Source organism: Umezawaea tangerina (assembly GCF_003002815.1).
Lineage (GTDB): Bacteria > Actinomycetota > Actinomycetes > Mycobacteriales > Pseudonocardiaceae > Umezawaea > Umezawaea tangerina.
The window spans coordinates 308,410-328,848 of the sequence record NZ_PVTF01000003.1 but is presented as its reverse complement, the minus strand read 5'-3'; the positions used below and the strand labels follow the sequence as shown (position 1 = coordinate 328,848).

The following is a 20,439-nucleotide window of genomic DNA, read 5'->3' as shown; positions in this document are numbered from 1 at the left end:
ATCGTTGACGGATGTTGTTCCCCGCGCTCGCCGCACCCGACGACACAGCCGCCCTGCGCTTCCCGGAGAGGTCGCTGACCTACCGGGAGCTGGCCGACGCGGCCCGCGAGGTGGCGGGCGGCCTGGAGGGCGTCGGCCGGGTGGCCGTGTGGGCGCACCCGACGGTGCAGACGTGCGTCGCCGTCGTCGGCGCCCTGCTCGCCGGGGTGCCGGTCGTGCCGATCAACCCGAAGATCGGCGAGCGCGAGCTGGCGCACATCATGTCCGACAGCTCCCCCGACCTGGTGCTGGACGGGACGCTGCCCTCCGGCCCGCCCGCCGAGGTGCGGGAGCTCGACGGCGAGACGCCCGCGCTGGTCGTCTACACCTCGGGGACCACCGGGCCGCCCAAGGGCGTCGTGCTGCCGCACCGGGCGCTGGCCAGCAACCTCGACGCGCTGGCCGCCGCGTGGGAGTGGACCGCCGACGACGTGGTCGTGCACGCGCTGCCGCTGTTCCACGTGCACGGCCTCGGCCTCGGCGTGCTCGGCCCGCTGCGGCGCGGCGGGACCGTCCACCACCTCGGCCGGTTCTCCGTCGCCGCGGCCTCCGAGGCGCTGAGCGGCGGCGGCGTGATGTTCGGCGTGCCGACGATGTACTCCCGCGTGGCCACCGAGGTCGAGGCCGACCCGTCGCTGGCCGCGGGCTTCCGCGCCGCCCGGCTGCTGGTGTCCGGGTCGGCCGCGCTCCCGGCGACCGTGCACGGGCGCATCACCGCGGTGACCGGCCAGCAGGTGGTCGAGCGGTACGGGATGACCGAGACCCTGATGAACACCAGCGTGCGCGCCTCCGGCGACCGCCGTCCGGGCACCGTCGGGCCGCCGCTGGACGGCGTGGACGTGCGGCTGGTCGACGAGGGCGGCGAGATCGGCGAGATCGAGGTCCGCGGCCCCAACCTGTTCCTGGAGTACCTCAACCGCCCCGACGCCACCGCCGCCGCGCTGCACGACGGCTGGTTCCGCACCGGCGACATGGCGGTCCGCGACCCCGACGGCTACCTGCGGATCGTCGGCAGGCGCGCGACGGACCTGATCAAGAGCGGCGGTTACAAGATCGGCGCGGGCGAGATCGAGAACGCCCTGCTGGAGCACCCCGACGTCGCCGAGGTCGCGGTCACCGGCGAACCGGACGACGACCTCGGCGAGCGGATCGTGGCCTGGGTCGTCCCGGCCGCGGGCGCTTTCCCGGCCGAGGCCGAGCTGAGCGACCACGTCGCCCGGCTGCTGTCGCCGCACAAACGACCTCGGGTGGTGCGCTTCCTGGAGGCGTTGCCGCGCAACGACATGGGCAAGGTCCTCAAGCGTTCGCTCGGCGCATGAACCCGCTGGGCTGGGCGGGCTACGGCGCGCAGCTCGGCCGGGCCCGGTCCAGGACCGGCCACGACGAGTCGGTCTCGTGGGAGCGGCGGACCGACGCGGTCGCCCTCTCCTTCGACTTCCGCTTCCTCGGCGGCTCCGTCGGCACCGCCACCGGCGACCTCGTCGAGGAGGCCTTCACCGACGCCCGCGAGGAGGGCCTGCCCGTCGTCTCGGTGATCGCCACCGGCGGCAGCCGCATGCAGGAGGGCATGGCCTCCCTGCGCCAGCTCCAGCGCATCGCCTACCTGTGCGCCCAGCACGCCGACGCGGGCCTGCCGCACGTGTCCGTGCTCTGCGACCCCACCACCGGCGGCATCTGGGCGTCCCTCGGTGCGAGCGCCGACGTGGTGCTCGCCGTCCCCGGCGCCCAGGTCGGCTTCGCGGGCAGCCGCGTCCGCCCCGGCCCCGACCCCGCCTACACCAGCGAGGGCCAGTTCGCCGCGGGCGCCGTCGACCTGGTCGTGCCACCGGAGGAGCTCGGCGGCGTGCTCGGCACCCTGCTGCCCCTGCTGATGGGCGGCGACCTGCGCCCCGCCTCGGTCCCCAGGGCACTGGGCCGGACCGACCTGCCCGCCGACGGCTGGGACGCCGTCACCCGCGCCCGCGCCCCCGAACGCCCCCGCGCCCCCGCCTACCTGGACGACTTCTTCTCCGCCCGCGTCCCGTTCAGCGGCGACCGCGCGGGCGGCGTCGATCCGGGCATGCTGTGCGGCATCGGCCTGCACGAGGGCCGCGCGGTCGTCTACGCCGCCCAGACCGGCACCGCCAACACCCCCGCGGGCTTCCGCACCGCCAGCCGCGTGATCCGCTTGGCGGAACGCCTGGGACTACCGGTGCTCACGCTCGTGGACACCCCCGGCGCGGCCAACGACGCGGCCGCCGAACGCGCGGGCATCGGACCCGCGATCGCGGAGCTGTTCGGGACGGTGGCCTCGGCACGCGTGCCGATCACGACGCTGGTCATCGGGGAAGGCGGGTCCGGCGGCGCGCTGGCGCTGTCCTCACCGGACCAGACGTGGATCGCCCCGGACGCCTACTTCTCGGTGATCGCCCCGGAGTTGGCCGTGGCGATCCTGAAGCGGGGGGACGACCAGGTGGCGGCCACCGCGGACCAGTTGAAGCTGCGCCCGCAGGACCTGGTGGAGCTGGGGGTGGTTCGGGGGGTGGCCGGGGCGTAGCCGCTGGAAGGCGACCAGCCCGAAGGCCGACCCGCCCAAGCCGCTGGAAAGCAGGACGAACACGAACCGTGGTCGATTTGACTTGGGGTTTTTGGGCTTACAATTAGTCGGCGGGCAGGCTCTACCACCTGCCCTTTTTCGCCCGACGAAGCCCAAAAAAGGGGCCCCAAGTCAAATCGGCCACACCACCACGGGTCTTGACCCCCACACGGCCAATCAAGCTCGGCAACCGCGATCAACCCCGCGATCAACCCCGACCTGGCCCCCGGACCGGCAGCTCCCGTCCCACCCAGGACCCGTGCGGTTCCAGGTGGGCGACGCGGACGTCGTCCTCCTGTCGTTCCAGCCTGATCAGCAGGTGGTCCTCGGACAGCCGCTCCGCCAACCCCTCGCCCCATTCGACGGCGACCACGGCGTCGAGCAGGTCGGTGTCGAGGTCGAGGTCGTCGAGCTCGGCCAGTTCGCCGCCCAGGCGGTAGGCGTCGACGTGGACCAGGGCCACGCCGCGTTCGCCCGCCTCGTGCACGCGGGCGATCACGAAGGTCGGTGAGCTGACCCGGCCGAGCACGCCGAGGCCGTCGGCGAGGCCGCGGACGAAGGCGGTCTTGCCCGCGCCGAGCGGGCCGGCGAGCAGCAGGAGGTCGCCGCCGTGCAGCACCTCCCCCAGCCTGCGTCCGAAGTCCTCGGTGTCCTCCACCAGGGGAAGCTCCACCGTCGTGCTCACGCCCGTCGCCACCATCGCCGTCGACTTCCGTCCTGCTCGACGGCGGACCGCCGAATCAACCCGATCAGGTGCCCGGTCACGAGACCGGGCTGTTCCAGCATCACCATGTGGCCCGCGCCGGGTGCTCGGACGAGCTCGCCGTCGGGCATCTCCTCGGCCATCCGCTCGGCGTGCGAGAACGGCGTGAGCCGGTCCGCGTCGCCGCTGATCACCAGCACCTCGCAGTGCCGCAGGCCCGCGAGCGCCCGGTACCGGTTGTGGGTGCCCAGGGTCTCCAGGAACTCCGTCAGCACCTTCACCGAGGTCTGGTTGATCATCTTCTCCATCAGGTCCACCAGCAGCGGGCTGACCTTGCGGTCGCCGAACGCCAGCAGCCTGATGCCGCCCCAGGTGACCTTGTCGGCCCGCCGCCGCGCCCACTCGACGAACCCCGGCTGGATGCCGGCCAGGCGGCCGACGCCCAGCGTGACGGGGTTGTACCGGGACAGCACGGACTTGGACAGGCCCGCGCCGCCGACGGCGCCGGCGGCCGTGCCGACGAGGGCGACGCCGCGGACGCGGTCGGCGAACAGCTCGGGGCGGGACTCGGCGAGGGCCATGATCGTCATGCCGCCCATGGAGTGGCCGACCAGGACGAGCGGGCCGTCGGGCACGACGGCGCGGATCACCGCGTCGAGGTCGTGGGCCAGCTGCTCGATGGTGCTGCCCTCGGCCGTCGACCGGCCCGAACGGCCGTGGCTGCGCTGGTCGTAGAGGACCTGGCGGACCGGCGGGTCCTCCAGCTTCGCGAGGTCGCGGCGCTGGAAGTGCCAGCAGCGCCGGTCGAGGGCGAAGCCGTGCACGAGGACGACGGTCAGCTCCGGGTCCGCGCCGCTCTCCGGCAGGACCTCCTCCACCGACAGCGGCACGCCGTCGTCGGCGGCCACGGTGGACTCGTGGTCCGGCCGGAGCTCGCCGAGCGGTTCGCCCGCCAGCGGGTCGTCGGTCTTGCGGCGCTCCTGCGACACCTTCTTGCGGTGCGCGGCCGCGCCGACCGCGACACCCGTCGCGGCCGCGCCGAGGACACCGCCCGCCCAGCCGACGGTCTTCCAGAGGGCGCTCATGTCTCGACCAGCTCGGGGACGCCCGCGTACGTGCGGCGCAGGCGCGGCCGGTGCATGCCGGTGACGATCTCGTAGTCGATGGTGCCGATCGCGTCGGCCCACTCGCGCGCGGTCGGCTCGCCGCGGTCGCCGGGGCCGAACAGGACGACCTCGTCGCCCTCCCGGACCGGCAGGTCGCCGCAGTCGACCATGATCTGGTCCATGCAGACCCGGCCGACGACCGGCAGCCGCCTGCCGTGCAGCAGCACCTCCATCCGACCCGAGAGGCTGCGCGGGACGCCGTCGGCGTAACCGGCGGGGACCAGGGCGATCGTGGTGTCGACCGGGGTCGTCCAGGTCAGGCCGTACGACACGGACTCGCCCGCCGGGAGGCGCTTGGTCAGCGCGACGCCCGCGCGGAACGTCATCACCGGGCGCAGGTCGAGCGGGACGTGGACGGGGTTCAGCCCGTACGCGGCGATGCCGGGCCGCACGAGGTCGAAGTGCAGGTCGGGGCGGGTGATCAGGGCGGCCGAGTTGGCGATGTGCCGCATCGGCCGCAGGCCCGCCGCGAGGGACTGCCGGTAGGCCGCGTCGAACCGCTCGGCCTGGAGGCTGATCGACGGGTGGCCGATCTCGTCGGCGCACGCGAGGTGCGACCAGATCGCGACGACCTCGACGTCCGGGGTGCCGGCGGCCTCCGCGACGAGCGCGGGCCAGTCCGCGGGCTGGCAGCCGTTGCGGGACAGCCCGGTGTCGATCTTGAGGTGCACACGGGCGCGCCTGCCGACCCGGCGGGCGGCCTCGGCGACGACGCGCAGCATCCGGGTCGAGGCGACCGAGATGTCCACGTCGGCGGCCACCCCGGCGGCGAAGTCCTCACCGGGCAGGTCCAGCCACGACAGCACGCGCGCGGTGATGCCCGCCTCGCGCAGCACCAGGGCCTCGGCCAGCGAGCAAGCGCCGAGCCACGTGGCGCCCGCGGTGAGCGCGGCGCGCCCCACGTCGACGGCGCCGTGGCCGTAGCCGTCGGCCTTGACCACGACCATGGTCGCCGCGCCCGTGCGGTCGGCCAGACCGGCCAGCACGGCGACGTTGCGGCGGAAGGCGGCGAGGTCGACTACGACCTCGGCGCGGGGGGTGGGGGCAACCATGGCACCAATCATGGTGTCACAGCCCGCACGGACCGAATCGCGTCCGGAATGGCGGCCATCAGCGACGACGCCGGGATCGGCGCGCCGTTCGCGGCCAGCTCACCGGCCAGCGAGTGCACGTGGGCCGCGCTGGCCGCGGCGAGCAGCGGGTACACGCCCGCCGCGAGCAGCGAGCCGATCACGCCGGACAGCACGTCGCCGGAGCCCGCCGTCGCGGGCCACGACGACCGGGACCGGTTGACCGCGACCGCGCCGCCGGGGTCGGCGATGATCGTCGTGTTGCCCTTGAGCAGCACAACGGCGTTGAAGCGCGCGGCGGCCCGCCGGGCGGCGGCCACCCGGTCGTCGCCGACGTCCTCGCCCATCAGCCGGGCGTACTCGCGGTCGTGCGGCGTGAGCACCACCGCGGTGTCCGGGTCGCGGGCGTCCCACAGGTCCGGGTTGTTGGCGAACATCGTGATCGCGTCGGCGTCCGCGCACACCGGGACACCGGCCTCCAGGACGTACTTGAGCACGTTCTCCGCGCTCAGGCCGGTGCCGAGACCCGGCCCGACGGACCAGGCCTGCACGCGGCCCGCGTCGGTGATCGAGCCGGTGCAGATGGACTCGGGCCAGCGGGCCCGCACGGCGTCGGCGGCCTGCCCGGCGTAGCGGACCATGCCGGAGGTGGCCAGCACCGAGGCGCCGGTCGCCAGCACGGCCGCGCCGGGGTAGGTCGCCGAGCCAGCGGCGATGCCCGTGACGCCCTGGGTGTACTTGTCGTCGCCCGCACCGGGCACGGGCCAGGCGAACGCGATGTCCTCGCGCTCCAGCTCCATCAGGTCCGGGCCGGGCAGCTCGGGCCGCAGGCCGAACTCGACCAGCCGCACGTCACCGCAGTCGGCCAGGGCGTGCACCGGCTTGAGGCAGCCGAACGTGACGGTGGTGGCCGCCTCGACGAACGGGCCGCCGGTGACACCGGTGTCCGGGTCGACGCCGCTGGGCAGGTCGACCGCCAGGAACGGCGCCGTCACGCCCGCGACGTGCTCGGCGGCCTCGGGGCGCAGCGGGCCGCGCGCGGACAGGCCCACGACGCCGTCGACGGCGAGGTCCACCTCGGGCAGCTTGTCGACGACCCGCCCGCCCGCCTTGCGGAACGCGGCCAGCCCCTCGGCGTGCGCGCGCTCCGGGCTCAGCAGGACGGCGAACACGGCGACACCCCGGCGGCGCAGGTAGTACCCGGCCCACAGCGCGTCGCCGCCGTTGTCGCCCGAGCCGACCAGCAGACCCACCCGCCTGCGGCCCGCCAGCAGCTCCAGGGCCACCGTGGCCACCCCGAAGGCGGCCCGCCGCATGAGCGAGCCCTCCGGGGTCCTGGCCAGCAGCCGGGCCTCGGCCGCCTTCACGTGTTCGGTGTTCCACAGACCGCGCATGCCCACATACCTTGCCACCCCCCGGCTGTGCGACACGTGACGCGCCGCACAGCCGGGAAGGGCCTACTCGACGGTGACGGACTTCGCGAGGTTGCGGGGCTTGTCGACGTCGTAGCCGCGGCTGCGGGCGATCTCGGCGGCGAGCACCTGGAGCGGCACCGTGGAGATGAGCGGCTGGAGCAGCGTCGGCACGGCCGGGATCTCGATGAGGTGGTCGGCGAACGGCCGGACCGTCTCGTCGCCCTCCTCGGCGATCACGATCGTGCGGGCGCCGCGGGCCTGGATCTCGCTGATGTTGGACACCATCTTCGAGTGCAGCACCGCGCGGCCCTTGGGCGAGGGCATGACCACGACGACCGGCAGGCCCTCCTCGATCAGCGCGATCGGGCCGTGCTTGAGCTCACCGGCAGCGAAGCCCTCGGCGTGCATGTACGCCAGTTCCTTGAGCTTCAGCGCGCCTTCGAGGGCCACCGGGTAGCCGACGTGGCGGCCGAGGAACAGCACCGCCTTCGAGTCGGCCAGCTCGCGGCCGAGCGCGCGGACCTGCTCGGTCGTGCCGAGGACCCGCGCGACGGCGTCGGGCATGGCCTCCAGCTCGCGGAACTCGCGGGCGACCTCGTCCGGGTACTTGGTGCCGCGGGCCTGCGCCAGGGCCAGGCCGACCAGGTAGTTCGCCGCGATCTGGGCGAGGAACGCCTTGGTCGACGCCACCCCGATCTCGGGCCCGGCGTGGGTGTAGAGCACGGCGTCGGACTCGCGCGGGATCTGCGCGCCGTTGGTGTTGCACACCGCCAGCACGCGGGCCTTCTGCTCGCGGGCGTGCCGGACGGCCTCGAGGGTGTCCGCGGTCTCACCGGACTGCGAGACGGCGACGACGAGCGTGTCGCGGTCGAGCACCGGGTCGCGGTAGCGGAACTCGCTGGCCAGCTCGACCTCCACGGGGAGCCGGGTCCAGTGCTCGATGGCGTACTTGGCGATCAGGCCGGAGTGGTAGGCCGAGCCGCAGGCCACGACGATCACCTTGTCGACGTCGCGCAGGTCCTGGTCGGACAGCCGCTGCTCGTCGAGGATGATCCGGCCGCCGTCGAAGTGCCCGCGCAGCGTGTTGGCGAGCGCCTCCGGCTGCTCCTCGATCTCCTTGAGCATGAAGTAGTCGTGGCCGCCCTTCTCGGCGGCCGACAGGTCCCAGTCCACGGTGAACGGCTTCGCGGTGGCGGGCTCGCCGTGGAAGTCGGTGACCTCGTAGCCGTCGGCGGTGATCACGACGACCTGGTCCTGGCCCAGCTCGACGGCCTGGCGGGTGTGCTCGATGAACGCGGACACGTCCGAGGCGACGAAGTGCTCGCCCTCGCCGACGCCGACCACGAGCGGCGAGGAGCGGCGGGCCGCGACGACCTGGTCCGGCACGTCGGCGTGCGTCACGACCAGCGTGAACGCGCCTTCGAGCCTGCGGACCACGGCGCGGACGCTCTCGGTCAGGTCACCGGCGGTGCCGCCCTCGGCGTAGGCCCGCGCGACGAGGTGCGCGGCGGTCTCGGAGTCGGTGTCGCTGGCCATCTCGACGCCGAAGCCCTCGAGCTCGGTGCGCAGCGCGATGAAGTTCTCGATGATGCCGTTGTGGACGACGGCGACCTTGCCGGTCCCGTCCCGGTGCGGGTGGGAGTTCCGGTCGACCGGGGCGCCGTGCGTGGCCCAGCGGGTGTGGCCCATGCCGGAGGTGCCCGCGAAGGCGTCCCGGCCGACCTCGTCGAGCCGGGCCTCCAGGTTGGCCAGCCGTCCGGCCTTGCGCTCGACGGTCAGACCGCCGTCGCCGTCGAGCACGGCGACGCCCGCCGAGTCGTACCCCCGGTACTCCATCCGCCTCAGCCCGTCGAGCACGACGTCCAGCGCTGACCGGTGACCCACGTATCCCACGATTCCGCACACGGGGGACAGCGTAGCTAGACCACGGCCGTAACCTGAAAGTGTGAGCAGCTCGGATTTGCCCAGGTCACGCGCACATTTGGTGTAGACCAATGTCGAGGTGTGGCGCGAGTCTCGGGAAACCCGCCGATCGACTACGGTTCCAGGGGTGAGCGGCTACTCGGCGAAGCAGGCGTTGGACCAGCTCAGCAAGCCCGGCGGGCACGAGGTGCTGCGGGGCGACCTGGCTCTCGTCGGGCTGCCCGGCGAGGTGTTCACCCCCGCCTCCGGGCTCGGGCTGCCCGCCGTCGCGTTCGGCCACGGCTGGCTCCAGCCCGTCGGCCGCTACCTCGGCCTGCTGCGCCACCTCGCGTCGTGGGGTTTCGTCGCGGCCGCGCCGAACACCCAGCGCGGGCCGCTGCTGTCCGCCCGGCTGCACGCCGCGAACCTCAGCACCACCCTCGACGTCTGCGCGGGCGTGCGGCTCGGCGACGGCGGCATCAGCGTCGACCCGGCCAAGCTCGCGGTCGCGGGCCACTCGCTCGGCGGTGGCGCCGCCGTGCTGGCCGCGGCCGACGACGAGCGGGTCAAGGCCGTGATCACGTTGGCGGCCACCGAGACCCGACCGTCCGCTTTGGACGCCGCGCGCCGGGTCACCGTGCCAGGGCTGCACCTCGCGGCGGGCGAGGACCGGATCGCGCCGCCGGTCGGGCACAGCGAGGCCATCGCGGAGGCGTGGCTCGGCCCGGTGCAGGTGCGGACGCTGCCCAAGGTCGGCCACCTCGGGTTCGCCGAGGGCAGGCACTGGAGCGAGCTCCTGCTGGACGGCAAGGGCGAGCGCGCGGCGAACAAGATGGCGAAGGCGTTCACGACGGCCTTCCTGCTGCGCACCCTGACCGACGACAAGCGCTTCGACGCGTTGCTGGACAACGACGTCAAGGGCGCGGTCCTGTCCTACCAGCGCGCGGCGCTGGCGCGGGCGAGGCACTGACCAACCGGGTGGACCTGCGCCGACACGGCACTCGCGGGCCGGACGACCCGCTACCGTCGAGCGCGTGATGCCAGGACAGCAACAACCGGGGTGGCCGCAGCAACCGCCGCCCGCCCCGCCGCGCGGCGGGAACACGGCGTTCGTCGTGATCGCGGCGGTCGGCGCGGCCGGGGTCGGGATCTTCTGGGGCGTGCTCGGCCTGATCGGCCTGCTGCACGAGAACGAGCCGGACACCGCGCCGGAGCTGGTCGACGTGATGATGCGGCAGACCGGCGGTGACCCCGGCACGCTGTCGCTGCTCGCGAACCTCCAGGAGTGGGCCCGTTTCCTGCCGTTCGCGGCCTTCCTGGCGGGAGCGGTCCTGCTGCTCTCGAAGAAGGTCGCGGGCGTGCTGGTGGTCGGCCTCGCGGCACTGCTCGGGGTCGCGCCGCTCGTGCTGAACGTCGTGTACCTGAACTACTGGGGCTTCACCGGGGTGGGCGTCGACGGCGTCCAGGTGACCGCGCTCGTGCTCGGGGTGGCCGTCGCGATCCTCGCGGTGCTGCCGCCCGTCATGGGCGCGCTGCGCGGAACGCCCCAGCAGCCGGGTCCCGCGCGACCGGGGACGGGGTACGGGCCGCCCGCACCGGGTTACGGCCCTCCGCAGCCCGGATACGGCCCCCCGCAAGGACAGGGCCCGCCTCCCGGTTACGGGCCACCGGCGGGCTACGGACCCCCGCCCACCGGCCAGGGCCCACCCCAGCAGGGGTACGGGCCACCGCGGCAGTAGACGTGACAAGGGCCTCCCCGCCGTGGCGGGGAGGCCCTTGCTGTTCACCGGCTCAGGTGAGGTAGCTCTCGTTGCCGAAGTCGTCGTCGTCATCGGTCACCGGGCGGCGCGGCGGCGGCTGGCGGACCGGCGGGAGCGGCCGGACCGGGGCCTGCGCGACGGGTTCGGGCGCCGGGTGCTCGCGGCCCCAGCGGCTCGGGCCCGCGGACGGGGCGGCCTGGAGGAACGAGCCCTCCTCGGTCCGCGAGGCGCGGGCGATCCGGGCGCGCTCCAGCGCGGCGATCTCCTCCGCCAGCTCGTCCGGCCCGGACTCGTCGTCGACCACGAAGTTGAGCTCGCTGTCGGGCTTCTTGGCCGCGCCCTCGCGCTGGGCCTTCGCCATCTCGCGCAGGCGTTCGACGACGCGCTTCTGCTTGTCGACGAACTCCTTGTGGCTCTCGGCGGTCGCCTTGTCGGTCTCGGCGAGCTTGCGGGTGGCGAGCTCCATCCGCGCCGAGTGCTCCGACGTGATCCCCGCGAGCTTGCGCTTGACGCTCTCCAGCGACTCGAAACCGGTCATCTCGCGTTGTCCTCCCCGAGCACGCCCTGGAGCCGACCGAGGCCGGCCTCGTCGTCGAACAGCGACCCCGTGGTGCGCCACTGGCTCGCGCCGCGCTCGGAGTCACCGCTGCCGCCCTGCTGCCCTCCGCCGGGCTGGCCGCCGCCCATCATCCCGCCGCCCATCATGCCGCCCGCGGGAGGCACGGCCTGACCCTGGCCCGCACCGTCCCCGATGGACGGCAGCGTGGCCGAGCCGGGCTGACCCGCCTGCGCCGCGGTGGTGTCGGCGAGGCTCGCGTCACCGCTCGGCGTCGGCGGACCCCACATCGGGTCGGGGCCCGCGGCCGCCGGCGGGACCTGCGGGCCGATCATGGAGTCCGCGCGGTCGAAGCTGCTGTCCCCCAACGCCGAGGCGCCCGCCGTGGACGTCGTGCCGCCGTCGGACGAGGAGAACCCGCCCGCGAAGGGCTCGCTGAACCCGGCCGCGGGCGTCGGCTGCGCGAACCCGGGATCGGTGAAGCCCTGCTCGCTGAAGCTCTGCGCGAACGCCGAGTCGGTGAAGCCCTGACCGCCGTACTGCTGGGCCTGCGCCGGTTCCGCGAAGCTCTGGCCGCCCTGGTCGGCGAAACCCTGCCCGCCGAAACCCTGGTCGGCGAAGCTCTGGCCACCGAACTCGCGCTCGAACGCGGGCTCGCCGAAGCTCTGGCCGCCACCGAACTCGCGCTCGAAGACGCGGTCGCCGAGGCTCTGCCCGCCGTCCTGGGCGAACGCGGGGTCGGTGGAGCCCGGCCCGCTGTCGTACGCGGGCATCGTGCTGAAGTCCGGCCGTCCCCGGTCGGCGCCGGACTTGTCGGTGCCCTCGGGGTCGGAGGACCCGTCGTCGTCGCCGAACTCCAGGCCGTACTGCTGCGGCTCGCCCGTGCCGTCGTCGACCGAGATGTTGACCTCGCCGGTCAGCGGGTCGATCTCGGTCGTGATGGTCAGGCCGTCGAGCTCGATCACGGCCTTGCCGTCGGCGCCCGCCTCGACCGGCGTCGCGCCACCGGCCGACGGGGCGCTGCCGGGCGTGGTGCCCGCACCCGCTCCGGCACCGGCGCCGCCCTGGCCGGAGAGGGCCTGGGAGATCGCCGCCGCCCCGTTCGCGCCCATCAGCGCCTTGGCCGCCTCGGGGTTCTTGCTGAAGTCGAGGTCGTAGGTCTTCGGCGGCGAGTTCGGCGTGTCGACGGTGATCTTCACGTGGCCGCGCGAGTCCGGCTCCGTGACCTTGATCTCGTTGGCACCGCTGGTGATCGTGACGCTCTCGGGCTTCTTCTCCTCGCCCTTGCCGTCACCACCGCCACCACCGCCGCTGCCCGACGGGTCGTCCGGTTTGCCGTCGCCGTTGGCGTCGTCGGGGATCCCGTCGCCGTTCTTGTCGAGCGGGTTCTCCGGCTTCGGCATCTCCGGGATGGACGGCGTGCTCGGCGGGGTCCCACCGCCGCCACCGCCGGTACCTCCACCGCCCGTGCCGCCGCCACCGGTGCCACCGCCACCGGTCCCGGTGCCGCCGGTGCCGCTCGTCCCGGTGCTCCCGGTGCCGCTGTGGTCCTTGGCGGGCGGGTTGTCCTGCTTCGGCGGCGCGTCCTGCTTCGGCGGGTCGAACGGCTTGGTGTTGAAGGCGTCGACCTGCTTGCCGACCTCTTCCCACGCCTTGTCGACCGACTCCTTGGTGGACTTGCAGATCGCGTCGAACTGCTCGTACTTGCCGTCGACGTCGGGCTTGAAGGTCCCCTTGAGCCACTTCATGGACTCCTTGCGGACCTGCTCCTTCCACACGTCGCCGTCGCAGGCGCCGTCGTCGATCGTGAACTTCACGAAGCCCGCGACCCGCCGCAGCAGCGCCTCGTCCTCGGAGAACACGCCGTCGATGACCTGCTTGATCTGGTCGGGGCTCAGGCCCGCGATGTCGTTGACGTTCCGGACGCCCTCGAGGATGGTCCTGGCCTTGGTGTTCACCAGTCCGGACACGGTGTGGCAGGCGGCCCTGGTGACCTCGGCGATGTGGTCGACGGCCTCGGCGTGCGTGGCGGCCCGGCTCGACATGTCGGTCACGAACTTCCGCGACGCGTCGGCGGCCTTGCCCGTCCAGCCGGACCAGAGCTTGCTCATCGACTTCTCGGCGTCGCCCTGCCGGTCGCGGGAGTCCTGGGCGACCTGGTGCAGCTCGACGATGTCGATGTCGATCTTGTGGAAGTCGATGTCGCGCTGCTCGTCGTAGCGGCGGTGCATGTTGTCGACCGACGTGTCGACCTTGCCGCCGTCGATGACCGACAGCGCGGACTGGTACACCGGCAGGAAGTTCTCGAAGTACTTCAGGCCCGGCTTGCCCGCGTCCAGCAGCTGGTTGGAGTTCGCGACACCGGCGCCGCCGTCGGACGCCCGCTGCGCGGAGCCGTCCAGGACGTCCTGCCCGGCCTTCTTGTCCTTCTCGTGCTGGGCGTTGCGCGCGTCACCCTCGTCCGCGGCCTTCTTGCCCTTGTCGTAGGCGCTGTTCAGCCGGTCTTCCGAGCTGTCCGCCCACGGCATCGCGTCCTTGGTCGCCTGCCACTGGCCGTCGCCCCACGAGATGTCGTAGTCGTCGAGGTACTCCTCGAGCTCGTCGTTGTGCGTACCGGTGATGTCGTCCTTGACGTCGTTGGTGTAGTACGCCAGCAGGAGGGCCTTCTTGTCCTCCGTGGACACCGCGGGGTTGTCGACGACCTTCTTCACGTCTTCCCAGGACGGAGTAGCCATCACTTGCCCCCGGTGTTGGCGAGGTTCTGCGCGTTCGCCGTGTCGGACCAGTCGTACCCGTTGGCGGAGTTGCGGAGCTTGTCGGAGAGGCCCTTCAACGCGGCGGAGTGGGCGCCGACCGCCTCGGCGATCTTCGGCAGCCCGGCGAGGTAGCGCGAACCGCCCGCGGTGTGCGCGCGACCGAAGTCGGCGGCCGACACCGCGCTCGCCGAGACCTTCGCCTTGTACTCCTCGACGTCGGAGGCGACCCCCTGGATGGTGGTCGCCGACGACATCATCTCGCCCGCATTGGCCTGGTAACCCGCCATGTGCTCCTGCCTCCCCTTTGTCCCCGGTGAGACGCGGCCATGTCGCTCCGGGTTCCGCCCAAGACTCCCAGCCCAACGGCCGTGCGGAGGCCGGTTGGGACAGTCGGTTGCCTTAGTAAACAGCCACCGGGCGCGGCCGGCAGCGGATCACCACTGGCGAGGCGGCTGCTGGGGCGGCTGCGGCCCCTGGGGAGGAGGCGGCTGCGGGTAGCCGTGCTGCTGGGGCGGGTAGCCCTGGTTGGGCGGGAACGGCTGCTGCCGCTTCGCCTTCAGGACCGCGACCGCGACCCCGCCGCCGACCAGCGCACCGACGACGAATCCCAACAGCAGGTTGACCACGCCCGCCCCCCGAATCTCGACCTGGACGCGGTCACCACGACCCGCGCCGGGCCCCGCCGCTCACCTGGACGACGGAACTCCCCGGCGGCGGGGGGCTGCGGTCACCGCGCTAGTGCACCGAGGAAACCACATCGGCGAGCCTGCGGGCGGCCGACTCGGCGACCTCGTGGCTGGTCGCCTCGACCATCACGCGGACGAGCTGCTCGGTGCCCGACGGGCGCAGCAGCACGCGACCGGAGTCGGCGAGCTCGGTGGTGACCCGCGCCACGGCGTCGTTCACCGACGCGTCCTTCGCCACCAGAGCCTTGTCCGACACCCGGACGTTGATCAGGACCTGCGGCAGCCTGCTCATCACGGCGGCCAGCTCGGCCAGCGTCTTGCCGGTCTCGGCCATCCGCGCCATCAGCCGCAGCGCGGTCAGCAGGCCGTCGCCGGTGGTGGCGTGCGCGGGGAGCACGACGTGGCCGGACTGCTCGCCGCCCAGGGCGAGACCGCCGGCGCGCAGCTCCTCCAGCACGTACCGGTCGCCCACCCCGGTCGTGCGCAGCGCGATGCCCTGCTCGCGCATGGCGATGTGCAGGCCGAGGTTGCTCATCACGGTCGCGACCAGCGTGTTGTCGGTCAGCTCACCGGCGTCGCGCATGGCCACGGCGATGACGGCCATGATCTGGTCGCCGTCGACCTCGTTGCCCCGCGCGTCGACCGCGAGGCACCGGTCGGCGTCGCCGTCGTGCGCGATGCCCAGGTCGGCGCCGTGCTCGAGGACCGCGGCGCGCACGACGTCGAGGTGCGTCGAGCCGCAGTTGTCGTTGATGTTCAGGCCGTCCGGGGACGAGTTGATCTCGACCACCTCGGCGCCCGCGCGGCGGTAGGCGTCCGGCGCGGCGATCGAGGCGGCGCCGTTCGCGCAGTCCACGACGACCTTGATGCCTTCGAGGCGGTGCGGGGTGATCTTGAGGAGGTGCTCGACGTACTGGCCCTCGGCGTCCTCGACGTCGCGGACCCGGCCGATGGCCGCGCCCGTGGGGCGGCCGTCGTGGGTGAGCATCTTCTCCTCGATCTCGTCCTCGACCGAGTCCGGGAGCTTGTGGCCGCCCGCGGCGAACAGCTTGATGCCGTTGTCCGGCATGGCGTTGTGCGAGGCGGAGATCATCACGCCGACGTCGGCGCCGAGCGCGGCGACCAGGAACGCGACGGCGGGCGTGGGCAGCACGCCGACGCGGAGCACGTCGGCACCCGCGGAGCTCAGGCCCGCGACGACCGCGGCCTCCAGCATCTCGCCGCTGGCCCTCGGGTCCCGGCCGACCAGCGCCACCGGGCGGTGCGTCCGGTCGTGCTCGGCGAGCACCCGTGCCGCGGCGGCGGCCACGGACAGTGCCAGTTCGGGGGTGAGGTCCGCATTGGCGAGACCGCGTACTCCGTCGGTGCCGAACAGGCGAGCCATGATCCGAGGATCCTCCGTGATCAACCGCACAGCGAAAGGGGCCGGAAAGCACTGCGGGAGCAGCAGTTCGATGAAGAACTGGCTGCTCCCGCAGGGTAAAGCTGGAAGTCCGATCAGCGCTTGCTGTACTGCGGCGCCTTGCGGGCCTTCTTCAGACCGTACTTCTTGCGCTCCTTGACCCGCGGGTCACGGGTGAGGAAGCCGGCCTTCTTGAGGACCGGGCGGTCCTCGATGTCGATCGCGATCAGCGCACGCGCGATGGCGAGGCGGAGCGCACCGGCCTGGCCGGTGGTGCCGCCGCCGCGCAGCGTGGCGAGCACGTCGAACGTCTCGGGCTTCTCCGTGGTGACCAGGGGCTCGCGGATGAGCTGCTGGTGCACCTTGTTGGGGAAGTACTGCTCGAGGCTCTTGCCGTTCAGCGTGAACTTGCCGGTGCCGGGCACCAGGCGGACGCGAACGATGGCTTCCTTGCGCCGACCGACGGTCTGCGCGAGGTGGTGGGCACCGTTGAGCGAGTGCTTGACCACGGGTGCGGCCTCGACCTCGGCCTCATCGGCGTCGATCTCGGTGGCCTCGGCCTCGACGGCGTCGACCTCGGTGGCGTCGGCCTCAACGGCGTCGACGGCGTCGGTCTCGACGGCCTCGACTTCGGACTCAGGGGTGGTCACAGTGACTTCCTCGGTGTGCTCGTCGCCGGTCACTGGGCGATCTTGGTGATCTCGAAAGGCTGCGGCTGCTGCGCGGCGTGCGGGTGCGTCGGGCCGCTGTAGACCTTCAGCTTGCTGCCGATGACGCTGCCGAGGCGGTTCTTGGGCAGCATGCCCTTGATCGCCTTCTCGACGAGCCGGTCGGCGCGCGTGTCAAGCGCCTCGCCGAAGGACTGCTTGCGCAGACCACCGGGGTGACCGCTGTGGCGGTACACGAACTCCTGGTCCCGCTTGTTGCCGGTCAGGGCAACCTTGTCAGCATTGATGATGACGACGAAGTCGCCAGTGTCGACATGCGGGGCATAAGTCGGCTTGTGCTTGCCGCGCAGCAGCGTCGCGGCCTGGGTGGCGAGCCGACCGAGCACCACGTCCTGGGCGTCGATCACATGCCAGGCGCGGGTCACCTCGCCGGCCTTCGGGCTGTACGTGCGCACGGATCTACCTCGTCGTCACTTGCGTCTGGTGGACATTGCGGCGGCTGCTCCAGGCCGGATTGCCCCTCGAGAACGAGCTGGGCAAGTGGACCAGAACACACGCGGCGCGCAATGTCGCACCGGATACCGCACAACAACGTAGGAAGATACCGGTTGGGTCGTGGCCGGGTCAAAACGGCCCCCGCCAACCAGTGGTCGGAACGTGCGCGGGCCCCGGAACCGAACGGTTCCAGGGCCCGCGTGGTCACGCTGCGTGACTGAAGATCTAGCCCCAGCGAGAGGTGTTCTGCTGCTCGCCCTGCTGGAAGGACTCGTTCGCGGCGCGGACGGCGGTGCCGATCTGCGCGAGCACCTGCTGCAGGTCCTCGGCGGCCTGGTCCCACTTCTGCTGCGAGGCCTGGTACGCGCCACCCGAACCACCCTCCCACTGGGCGATGGCGGGCGCGAGGCGGCTCTTCAGGTTCTCGAGCGTGCTCTGCAGGGTGGAGGCCTGCGAGGCGATGTCGCCCGCGAGACCGTCCAACGAACCGAAATCAACCTTGATGTCCATGAAATTCCCCAAGTCCTAATCAGAAAAAGCCGAAGGAGGTGAAACAGGTGGAGCTGCGGTACTCAGCCGAGGCGCGAGGTGATGGAGCTCATCTGCTGCGCCTGCTCTTCCTGCTGCTGCACGTACAGGTTCGCGCTGCCGGTGACCTGCTCGGCGATTTCCTTCAGCGCCTCGTTCAGCTTCCTGGCGTCCTCGTCGAACCGGGTGTTCAGCACCGTGAACGCGTCCTTGGCGGCACCGGACCAGGTGCCGTTGATCGCGTCGATGATGTTGTTCAGGTTCTTGAGAATGCCGTCGATCTCTTCGCCGGTGCTGACGATGTCCTGACCCGCGGTCAAGAGCTCCTGGCTGCCAGTTGCGAATAGTGCCATTGGGAAAAGCCCCCTTGATAGATGGGATCGGGCCGCACGTTCTCAGCCTGTACTGCCCCTACGACGGACACAGTGCCATGCCGGTTCCGTCTTGTCGCGCCTTCGCCGGAAACAGTTGCTCTAGTGAACGTCACCGGGTGAGGCCGTTACGGTCAGTAGAGGATTTGCCCTTGCGAAAAGTCCTCGTCATCGTCACCCGCACGGGGAAGTTGACCCCGCGGACCGGCCACCGGACGTGAACCGAGAGTGGTCGGCGTCTCCGAATTTGCTTTTGCGTCGACCGGCTTTTCCGTCTCAGCCGGCGCCTCCTGCGGAGCACCGTCCGGCAGCCGCTCGACGGGCAGGCCGCGCTCCTCGCGGAACCCGTTGGCCACCCTCCGGACGTCCGGCGAGGTGGGCTGCTGCCCCGGCGCGGCCTGCCGCGCGCGCAACCGCTCGGCCAGCTCACGGCTGCGGTCGCGGGCCTCCGCGTTGCGCGCGCCCGCGGCCGCGGCGGCCCGCCGACCCCTGGTGACGGCCGCCGACAGGTCCGCGCGGAACCTGGCGAACGCTTCCGAGGTCATGCCGACCCTCCTGGTCAACTCGTGACGGTCAAGGTCCGGACGACCTGTTCGCAGGCGGAGCGGACCCGCTGTTCGCCCGCCTGCGTGTACTGGCACCCGACGCTGACCTGCGCACCGCCCTTGAGCAGCACGTACCAGTCGATCGTCAGGCCCTCGGGCCGTTCCCGGTAGTACACGACATCCTTGCCCGCGTAGCTCGTCTGCGGGGTGAAATCGGAAAGGTTCTTCGCCACGTCGTACTCCGAGCGGAGTTCCCGCACGGCCCGGTCGCGGTCCGCGGACGCGTCGTAGGTGAGCGGTTGTTCCTGCACCGCGATGAGGTCTTTGGTGGAATCCGCGCCCGCCGGTCTGACCTGCACCTTGCGGGTCGTCGGATCGCCTCCGCTCTGCTCCCAGTCGAGCGGTGCGGAGAAGCTGTAGTCGTACACGGAGATCTGCTTGCCGGGGTCCGCGCTTTTCGACGGGCCCGTTTCCCCGCCCTCGGTCTTGCCATTCGACGAGATCGCGTAGGCGACCGACGCGCCGATTACCGCGACCAGCAGAACGGCTCCGCCGACCAGTAGCGGAACGCGTGAACGCTTTTTCACCGGAGGCGCCACGACGGGGAATTGCGGGGGCCTCGCGAAACCGGGGGCGGGTGTCGCGGGAAAGGCCGTCCGGTAGGTCTCGGGGGCGCCGATCTTCCTGGTGATCTTGCGGGTGCCCTCCTCCGGGACCGCCGCCTTGGGCGGTGCGGCCTGCTCGACGGCGACGGCCCGCAGGGCGCCGCGGGCGACCACGGTCTCGGGCTGGTCGATGCTCGTCGGCACGACCCCGGACTGCTCCATCACGAGCCGCGCGACCATCGGGATCCGGCTGGACCCGCCGACCAGGAAGATGCCCGCGAGCTGCCGCGGGTTCAGCCCGGTGTTGCGCACCGCGCCCAGCACCAGCGCCACGGCCCGGTTGAGCGGGGCGCTGATGAGCCGTTCCAGGTCACTGCGGGTGACGTGGGCGTCCCGGAACGGCGGCGGCATCGGGACGTCGGTGTAGGCGTGCCGCGACAGCGTCTCCTTGGCGCCCCGCACGTCCTGGCGGAGCATCCGCCGACGGCGCCGGTCTGCCATCGCCTGGCCCTCGACGAGCTGCCGCCAGGCGTCCCGGTCGGGCGGCGGCACCTGCGAGCCGAGGTGCTCCAGGAGCAGCTGGTCGACGTCCGCGCCGCCGAAGCTGGGGTCGCCCTTGGTGGCCAGCACCCGGAAGGCACCGCCCTGGCGGCTGATGACGGTGGCGTCCACCGTGCCCGCGCCGAGGTCGAGCACGGCGAGCGTGGCGCCCTCGGCCATCGCGTGCCCGGCCGAGTGGAACACCGCGGCCGCCACCGGCTCGGGGACCAGCCTGATCTCGTTGGCGAGCTTGTTCGCGGCCTGGAGGAGCACGCGGGTCCGGATGGCGCCCCAGTCGGCCGGGTGCGTGAGCACGAGCAGGTCCACCGGCATCCCGCCCGCGACCCGCCGCGCCTCGTTCACGGCCCTCGTGAGCACCGCGCGCACCACGTCCGACACCCGCAGCACGCTGGTGCCGAGCAGCAGCTCGCCCTCGTCGATGCGGCGCTTCGGGTTCGGCTCGTACCGGGAGGGGTCGACGGCGGCCTGCCGCTCGGCCTCGTGGCCGACGAACAGGGTGCCGTCCGGGGCGGCGAACACGGCGGAGGGCACCAGCGGCTGACCGTCGATCACGACGACCTGCGGCTCCCGCCCGTGCACCGACAGCGCTACGCAGGTGCTGGACGTGCCGAAGTCGACCGCCACGTGCAAACTCAT

At 72.3% G+C, this 20,439-nt stretch carries 20 protein-coding genes; 4 read left to right on the top strand and 16 right to left on the bottom strand.

Going from position 1 to position 20,439, the window contains the following annotated elements; genetic code table 11:
• The first annotated feature begins 11 nt into the window (after window positions 1–11).
• Together CLV43_RS11920 and CLV43_RS11915 are read left to right on the top strand one after the other, a co-directional pair.
• Window positions 12–1,358: an acyl-CoA synthetase gene (locus tag CLV43_RS11920; protein ID WP_106187164.1), complete on the top strand. Its 1,347-nt coding sequence runs from the start codon at window positions 12–14 to the stop codon at window positions 1,356–1,358.
• Window positions 1,355–2,575: a carboxyl transferase domain-containing protein gene (locus CLV43_RS11915; RefSeq protein WP_106187163.1), complete on the top strand. Its 1,221-nt coding sequence runs from the start codon at window positions 1,355–1,357 to the stop codon at window positions 2,573–2,575. Before CLV43_RS11920 ends, CLV43_RS11915 begins: the two co-directional genes overlap by 4 nt.
• Window positions 2,576–2,822: 247 nt before the next feature.
• Here the strand turns inward: CLV43_RS11915 and tsaE are convergent, their stop codons facing one another.
• The 5 genes from tsaE to glmS all read right to left on the bottom strand — a co-directional run bounded on the left by tsaE (window position 2,823) and on the right by glmS (window position 8,873).
• Window positions 2,823–3,299, bottom strand: coding sequence for a tRNA (adenosine(37)-N6)-threonylcarbamoyltransferase complex ATPase subunit type 1 TsaE (tsaE, locus tag CLV43_RS11910; RefSeq protein ID WP_425445742.1), 477 nt, complete (start codon window positions 3,297–3,299; stop codon window positions 2,823–2,825).
• Window positions 3,296–4,402 carry an alpha/beta fold hydrolase gene (locus CLV43_RS11905; RefSeq protein ID WP_106187161.1) on the bottom strand — a complete coding sequence of 369 codons (1,107 nt, stop codon included), beginning with the start codon at window positions 4,400–4,402 and terminating at the stop codon, window positions 3,296–3,298. The genes tsaE and CLV43_RS11905 overlap by 4 nt, the downstream gene beginning before the upstream one ends.
• Window positions 4,399–5,535: an alanine racemase gene (gene alr, locus CLV43_RS11900; protein ID WP_106187160.1), complete on the bottom strand. Its 1,137-nt coding sequence runs from the start codon at window positions 5,533–5,535 to the stop codon at window positions 4,399–4,401. The genes CLV43_RS11905 and alr overlap by 4 nt, the downstream gene beginning before the upstream one ends.
• A gap of 8 nt (window positions 5,536–5,543) precedes the next feature.
• The gene (locus tag CLV43_RS11895) at window positions 5,544–6,947 is read right to left on the bottom strand and encodes an NAD(P)H-hydrate dehydratase (RefSeq protein WP_106187159.1); all 1,404 of its coding nucleotides are present in this window, start codon (window positions 6,945–6,947) and stop codon (window positions 5,544–5,546) included.
• A 63-nt stretch (window positions 6,948–7,010) separates the two neighbouring features.
• Window positions 7,011–8,873: a glutamine--fructose-6-phosphate transaminase (isomerizing) gene (glmS, locus tag CLV43_RS11890; protein ID WP_106187158.1), complete on the bottom strand. Its 1,863-nt coding sequence runs from the start codon at window positions 8,871–8,873 to the stop codon at window positions 7,011–7,013.
• Window positions 8,874–9,018: 145 nt separating this feature from the next.
• On the opposite strand from glmS, the gene CLV43_RS11885 reads away from it, so the two are divergent.
• Both CLV43_RS11885 and CLV43_RS48440 read left to right on the top strand, forming a co-directional pair.
• A complete protein-coding gene (locus CLV43_RS11885) occupies window positions 9,019–9,840 on the top strand; it encodes a dienelactone hydrolase family protein (RefSeq protein WP_106187157.1) in 822 nt (273 codons plus the stop codon).
• A gap of 64 nt (window positions 9,841–9,904) precedes the next feature.
• Window positions 9,905–10,609 carry a hypothetical protein gene (locus CLV43_RS48440; RefSeq protein ID WP_211304331.1) on the top strand — a complete coding sequence of 235 codons (705 nt, stop codon included), beginning with the start codon at window positions 9,905–9,907 and terminating at the stop codon, window positions 10,607–10,609.
• A gap of 52 nt (window positions 10,610–10,661) precedes the next feature.
• Here the strand turns inward: CLV43_RS48440 and CLV43_RS11875 are convergent, their stop codons facing one another.
• The 11 genes from CLV43_RS11875 to CLV43_RS11825 form a co-directional block, all read right to left on the bottom strand.
• Window positions 10,662–11,168 carry a hypothetical protein gene (locus CLV43_RS11875; protein ID WP_106187156.1) on the bottom strand — a complete coding sequence of 169 codons (507 nt, stop codon included), beginning with the start codon at window positions 11,166–11,168 and terminating at the stop codon, window positions 10,662–10,664.
• On the bottom strand, window positions 11,165–13,921 hold the full coding sequence (locus CLV43_RS47740; RefSeq protein WP_170155809.1) for a hypothetical protein: 2,757 nt from the start codon (window positions 13,919–13,921) through the stop codon (window positions 11,165–11,167). The genes CLV43_RS11875 and CLV43_RS47740 overlap by 4 nt, the downstream gene beginning before the upstream one ends.
• Window positions 13,921–14,229 carry a type VII secretion target gene (locus CLV43_RS11865; RefSeq protein WP_106187155.1) on the bottom strand — a complete coding sequence of 103 codons (309 nt, stop codon included), beginning with the start codon at window positions 14,227–14,229 and terminating at the stop codon, window positions 13,921–13,923. Before CLV43_RS11865 ends, CLV43_RS47740 begins: the two co-directional genes overlap by 1 nt.
• Before the next feature lie 147 nt (window positions 14,230–14,376).
• A complete protein-coding gene (locus tag CLV43_RS11860; RefSeq protein ID WP_106187154.1) occupies window positions 14,377–14,568 on the bottom strand; it encodes a hypothetical protein in 192 nt (63 codons plus the stop codon).
• A gap of 109 nt (window positions 14,569–14,677) precedes the next feature.
• Window positions 14,678–16,012: a phosphoglucosamine mutase gene (gene glmM / locus CLV43_RS11855; protein WP_106187153.1), complete on the bottom strand. Its 1,335-nt coding sequence runs from the start codon at window positions 16,010–16,012 to the stop codon at window positions 14,678–14,680.
• 113 nt (window positions 16,013–16,125) lie between these two features.
• The gene (gene rpsI, locus CLV43_RS11850; protein WP_245886304.1) at window positions 16,126–16,680 is read right to left on the bottom strand and encodes a 30S ribosomal protein S9; all 555 of its coding nucleotides are present in this window, start codon (window positions 16,678–16,680) and stop codon (window positions 16,126–16,128) included.
• A gap of 29 nt (window positions 16,681–16,709) precedes the next feature.
• Window positions 16,710–17,153: a 50S ribosomal protein L13 gene (gene rplM / locus CLV43_RS11845; RefSeq protein ID WP_106187152.1), complete on the bottom strand. Its 444-nt coding sequence runs from the start codon at window positions 17,151–17,153 to the stop codon at window positions 16,710–16,712.
• Between the two features lie 265 nt (window positions 17,154–17,418).
• The gene (locus tag CLV43_RS11840; protein ID WP_106187151.1) at window positions 17,419–17,703 is read right to left on the bottom strand and encodes a WXG100 family type VII secretion target; all 285 of its coding nucleotides are present in this window, start codon (window positions 17,701–17,703) and stop codon (window positions 17,419–17,421) included.
• A gap of 62 nt (window positions 17,704–17,765) precedes the next feature.
• Entirely contained in the window at window positions 17,766–18,041 is a 276-nt protein-coding gene (locus tag CLV43_RS11835; RefSeq protein ID WP_245886300.1) for a WXG100 family type VII secretion target, read from the bottom strand.
• A 185-nt stretch (window positions 18,042–18,226) separates the two neighbouring features.
• Window positions 18,227–18,637 carry a hypothetical protein gene (locus tag CLV43_RS11830; RefSeq protein WP_106187149.1) on the bottom strand — a complete coding sequence of 137 codons (411 nt, stop codon included), beginning with the start codon at window positions 18,635–18,637 and terminating at the stop codon, window positions 18,227–18,229.
• 14 nt (window positions 18,638–18,651) lie between these two features.
• Window positions 18,652–20,439 (bottom strand): type VII secretion-associated protein, encoded by a 1,788-nt coding sequence (locus tag CLV43_RS11825; RefSeq protein WP_106187148.1) that lies wholly within the window; start codon window positions 20,437–20,439, stop codon window positions 18,652–18,654.

Excerpts from the sequence above, each read along its gene's own strand:
- CLV43_RS11920 (WP_106187164.1), top strand. The coding sequence starts at position 12 with ATGTTGTTCCCCGCGCTCGCCGCACCCGACGACACAGCCGCCCTGCGC.
- CLV43_RS11915 (WP_106187163.1), top strand. The coding sequence starts at position 1,355 with ATGAACCCGCTGGGCTGGGCGGGCTACGGCGCGCAGCTCGGCCGGGCC.
- CLV43_RS11905 (WP_106187161.1), bottom strand. The coding sequence starts at position 4,402 with ATGAGCGCCCTCTGGAAGACCGTCGGCTGGGCGGGCGGTGTCCTCGGC.
- alr (WP_106187160.1), bottom strand. The coding sequence starts at position 5,535 with ATGGTTGCCCCCACCCCCCGCGCCGAGGTCGTAGTCGACCTCGCCGCC.
- CLV43_RS11895 (WP_106187159.1), bottom strand. The coding sequence starts at position 6,947 with ATGCGCGGTCTGTGGAACACCGAACACGTGAAGGCGGCCGAGGCCCGG.
- CLV43_RS11875 (WP_106187156.1), bottom strand. The coding sequence starts at position 11,168 with ATGACCGGTTTCGAGTCGCTGGAGAGCGTCAAGCGCAAGCTCGCGGGG.
- CLV43_RS47740 (WP_170155809.1), bottom strand. The coding sequence starts at position 13,921 with ATGGCTACTCCGTCCTGGGAAGACGTGAAGAAGGTCGTCGACAACCCC.
- CLV43_RS11865 (WP_106187155.1), bottom strand. The coding sequence starts at position 14,229 with ATGGCGGGTTACCAGGCCAATGCGGGCGAGATGATGTCGTCGGCGACC.
- glmM (WP_106187153.1), bottom strand. The coding sequence starts at position 16,012 with ATGGCTCGCCTGTTCGGCACCGACGGAGTACGCGGTCTCGCCAATGCG.
- CLV43_RS11840 (WP_106187151.1), bottom strand. The coding sequence starts at position 17,703 with ATGGACATCAAGGTTGATTTCGGTTCGTTGGACGGTCTCGCGGGCGAC.
- CLV43_RS11830 (WP_106187149.1), bottom strand. The coding sequence starts at position 18,637 with ATGACCTCGGAAGCGTTCGCCAGGTTCCGCGCGGACCTGTCGGCGGCC.
- CLV43_RS11825 (WP_106187148.1), bottom strand. The coding sequence starts at position 20,439 with ATGAGTTTGCACGTGGCGGTCGACTTCGGCACGTCCAGCACCTGCGTA.